We start from the raw sequence: 3533 nt of genomic DNA, 5'->3' as shown, positions 1-3533 counted from the left end.
TACAATTATATAACTTTTTTAAAATTTTTATAAATTCTAAAAAAAGTAACAAATTCAGTAGGATAGATAATTAAAGTAAAAACACTCCCAAGCCACTCCCATCAAGGAAGCTAATTCAAACTACAAGCTTCAGTGTGATAAATAATTAAAGTGAATTAGATTTTTATAGAAAATTATGAATCTTTTTTTTATTCGTATATAATTTAATTTGTATACAATTTATATACAATTGACTAAAACACATATACAAAAGATGAACAATTAGGTGAGGATTTTTTATTATTTTTTAATAAAGTGTAAAAGTTTAATTTTATAAGAAAGGAGGCACGTTATGGTTAAGTCAGAATCTTTGTTAAACAAGATTGAAGAGTGGGTAGGAGAGGGGTTAATCTCGCATGAACAGGCAGAAGCTTTGAAGCAGAGGGAAATAAAGAGCGCAATGGAATTTGTGCCAGCTCGTCGAGTAAGGATTAATGAGATTTTTGTTTACCTGGGTAGCTTGGTTATCTTTCTATCATTAGCTTTCTTGGTAAGTCTGAACTGGAAAGCATTGGGAAATGTGGGTAGAATACTCTCTGTTTTTATTCCTACGATTATTATGTTGGTTCTGGGTTGGTTGTTACGTAGTTCTGATAGTATTTATCTTAAGCGAGGAGCACAGGCTTTGTGGTTAGGTGGTTGTTTGCTGAGTGGACTAACTTTTTGGGTGATCTTTTATGAGTTAGACCTCATGAATTTACAGGAGCTAGGGCCTAGTGACCCCTGGGTACTTTTGGGCTGTCTTTTGGCAACAGTACTAGCTGGAGCTGCTTTTATATTTCTCCCAAGCATTACTCAGAGCATCGCTTTCCATCTCTGGGGCAGTATCTTGCTATTATCGTTCATTGGTTGGTTAGGTAATATTATTCCACGCTTTAACCATTTCTACGAAAATCTATCATTACTATTGATTGGTCTTATTGCTGGTGGTTTATGGTTAGTATTGTCAGAGTGGCTACGGATGAGGGAGAAAAAAAGTTTGGTATGGATATCTCAAATATTTGGAGCTTTGACAATCCTGAATTTCACCCAGTTTTTGGCTACAGATACATACAGTTTTACCTGGTGGCAGGAAATAATAATGGTGGTTATAGCCTTTTTAGCCAGTATTGCTTTCATAGTTATTAGTGTTAAAAAGCAGTCCCGAATCTTTCTATATTGTGGAGCAGCTTTCCTACTTTTTATAATCACATATGTTAATTTTGAACATTTCGCTGATAAAATCGGAATGCCAATTGCACTCTTCATTACAGGAGTACTCCTTATAGGTGTTGGGTTAGGAACAGGACGTCTAAGAAGGCGTATACAAGTTTCTAAATAAGCTTTTTTTAATAGTCATTCATATCTGAGAAATCGTATAAACTATACAATTTTTGATTAAAGTTATACGAAGTACTATTGGAAGGATAACAGGATTATTGATTTTGACTCCAGAGCCCAAGCTTATTCTCTTTTGCTTCTCTCTGACACTTTAATAAAAGGTCATCATATTTTACATCTGGAGGGTAGGATTTTGCATAAGCATAGCCGAGTCTGACTAATTCAGCATTAATCATCACATCTTCAATATATACATAACGAAGTAATCTATCATATTTGTCAGTTTCTGATACATCTTTTTCTAACTTAACAATCTTTCCACTAACTAACTCTTTATTCTTCTCTAAAGCTTCCTCTGCCATAAATTCAGCAGGTTTGTCTAAATCACTTATTTCAGGAGCATCTATTCCAATATATCTAACCTCATAGTTCTTTCCTTCAATTTCTACAACTACGCTGTCACCATCAATTACTCTTAAAATATGAGCACTAATAAAATCAGAATTAGATTCTTCTGAATGGGGAGTAATAATGTCTTTCACCAAATCATACAACTTCTTTATTCCAAATAACTCTTGCTTTAATGTTTCTACTAACCCAGTCATCAACTCTTTTATTCTGGATAACTCTTTTTTAAAGTTTGTTAGTAACTCATTCAATTTATTAGTCAAAGAGTCAAAGCCACTGAGGTTAAATTTAGAAGGCAAAAATTCAAATCCAGTAAAATAGTAAAGGACAAATATTAAAATAGCTATAATAATTAAAAATTTAAATATAGTAGATAATTTCATAAATAATGCTTTCTGTTAAAAATGTCTTAATTGTACTTAAGGCTCTCTTTTTTAGTAATTATAATTTATCCTATTATTAATTTAATATCATTAATTATAATATATATTTATTTCAATCTACACCCTCCCCCTACCCCCTCCCATCAAGGGAGGGGAACTAAATAAAAATGCTCATTAATAAATCCAACCATAACTGTCTAATAACCTTATGAGTTTAATTTTTGGTGGGGAATTAAAGGAAAAAGGTTCATTATTAAACTACCTGCCATCAAGGGAGGAATTAAATAAAAAAGTTCCATTAAAGTAGAAGTTTATTTTTTATCAATATGAAGCTAAAATTTCATCAAACTAAAAACTTAATCATACCCCCTCTCCCCTTGTGGGAAAGGGAAGGGTGAGGGGGGGTAGCCTCTCCCCTTGTGGGAAAGGGAAGTGGGAGTGGAAAGGAGGAGAATTTTAATAATTTTTAAAAATCTTACGAAAATGGAATCCATAAATGGCAAAGGTTACTGCCAGTGGAAAAAGTTGTGGACGCTTAAACAAAGACCAGAAAAGGAGTTTCCAATAATAAATCCTTCCTTTTCCCCTTATGCCAAGAAGCCATATAGATTTAACGAATGCCTTAAGATAGCAGAGATGAAATTGATATTTCTTTTTTTGTAAAGGCTTAAAGTTTCTTAAAAGAGTCTGGATCCGTTCATAATAATGCTTATGGGAATAGATTGTACGGAGAACTCTTTTATAGCCGCTTATAAGCACTTCGTAATTCATTTTGGTGATAAAGTTGATTGAAAGGTCTGTATTGTCACCAGAAACATCTTTTAATAATCTATTCTCCTTTACAAGGCGCTGGTAGAGCTTGGTACCACGAGGAGCATTTAATAACCCAACCATGGCGGTGACAATTCCACTTTTTTGAATAAATTCAATTAACCTTTCAAAAATTGAGAGTGGATCGCTATCAAAACCTACAATAAATCCTCCTTGAACTTGCAAACCAAACCTTTGTATTTTTTTTACACAAGCTATTAGATCACGATTTTTATTTTGAAACTTCCCACATTCAGCTAAGCTCTCTTCATTAGGAGTTTCAATACCAACAAATACTGCGTTAAACCCTGCCTGAACCATCAACTGAATAAGTTCCTCGTCATCGGAGAGATTTATTGAGACCTGTGTTGTAAAGGAGAAAGGATGTTTTCTTTTCTTCATCCAGTCAATCATAGCTGGTAGAACTTCCTTTTTTAGCTCTCCCTTATTTCCGATAAAGTTATCATCAACGATAAATACTCCACTCCTCCAGTTCTGTGAATATAGACTCTCTAATTCTGCTAATATCTGGTCTTTAGTTTTTATTCGCACCTTGTGCCCAAAAAGTAAGGT

Annotated in this window: 3 protein-coding genes; 1 reads left to right on the top strand and 2 read right to left on the bottom strand. The window is 33.6% G+C overall.

Annotated features, from left to right (window positions below):
* Positions 1-331: 331 nt before the first annotated feature.
* The gene (locus KKC53_05785; protein MBU2598660.1) at positions 332-1360 is read left to right on the top strand and encodes a DUF2157 domain-containing protein; all 1029 of its coding nucleotides are present in this window, start codon (positions 332-334) and stop codon (positions 1358-1360) included.
* 94 nt (positions 1361-1454) lie between these two features.
* Here KKC53_05785 and KKC53_05780 read toward each other — a convergent pair whose 3' ends face one another.
* A complete protein-coding gene (locus KKC53_05780) occupies positions 1455-2030 on the bottom strand; it encodes a thermonuclease family protein (protein ID MBU2598659.1) in 576 nt (191 codons plus the stop codon).
* A 576-nt stretch (positions 2031-2606) separates the two neighbouring features.
* Positions 2607-3533, bottom strand: a 927-nt coding sequence (locus KKC53_05775) for a DUF4070 domain-containing protein (protein ID MBU2598658.1), incomplete at its 5' end; no start/stop codon positions are given.

The sequence above is a fragment of the Actinomycetota bacterium genome (genome assembly GCA_018830725.1).
In the GTDB taxonomy this organism is placed as follows: Bacteria; Actinomycetota; Humimicrobiia; order JAHJRV01; family JAHJRV01; genus JAHJRV01.
Note: the sequence above shows the minus strand (reverse complement) of the source record. Positions and strands in the feature narration are given on the sequence as shown.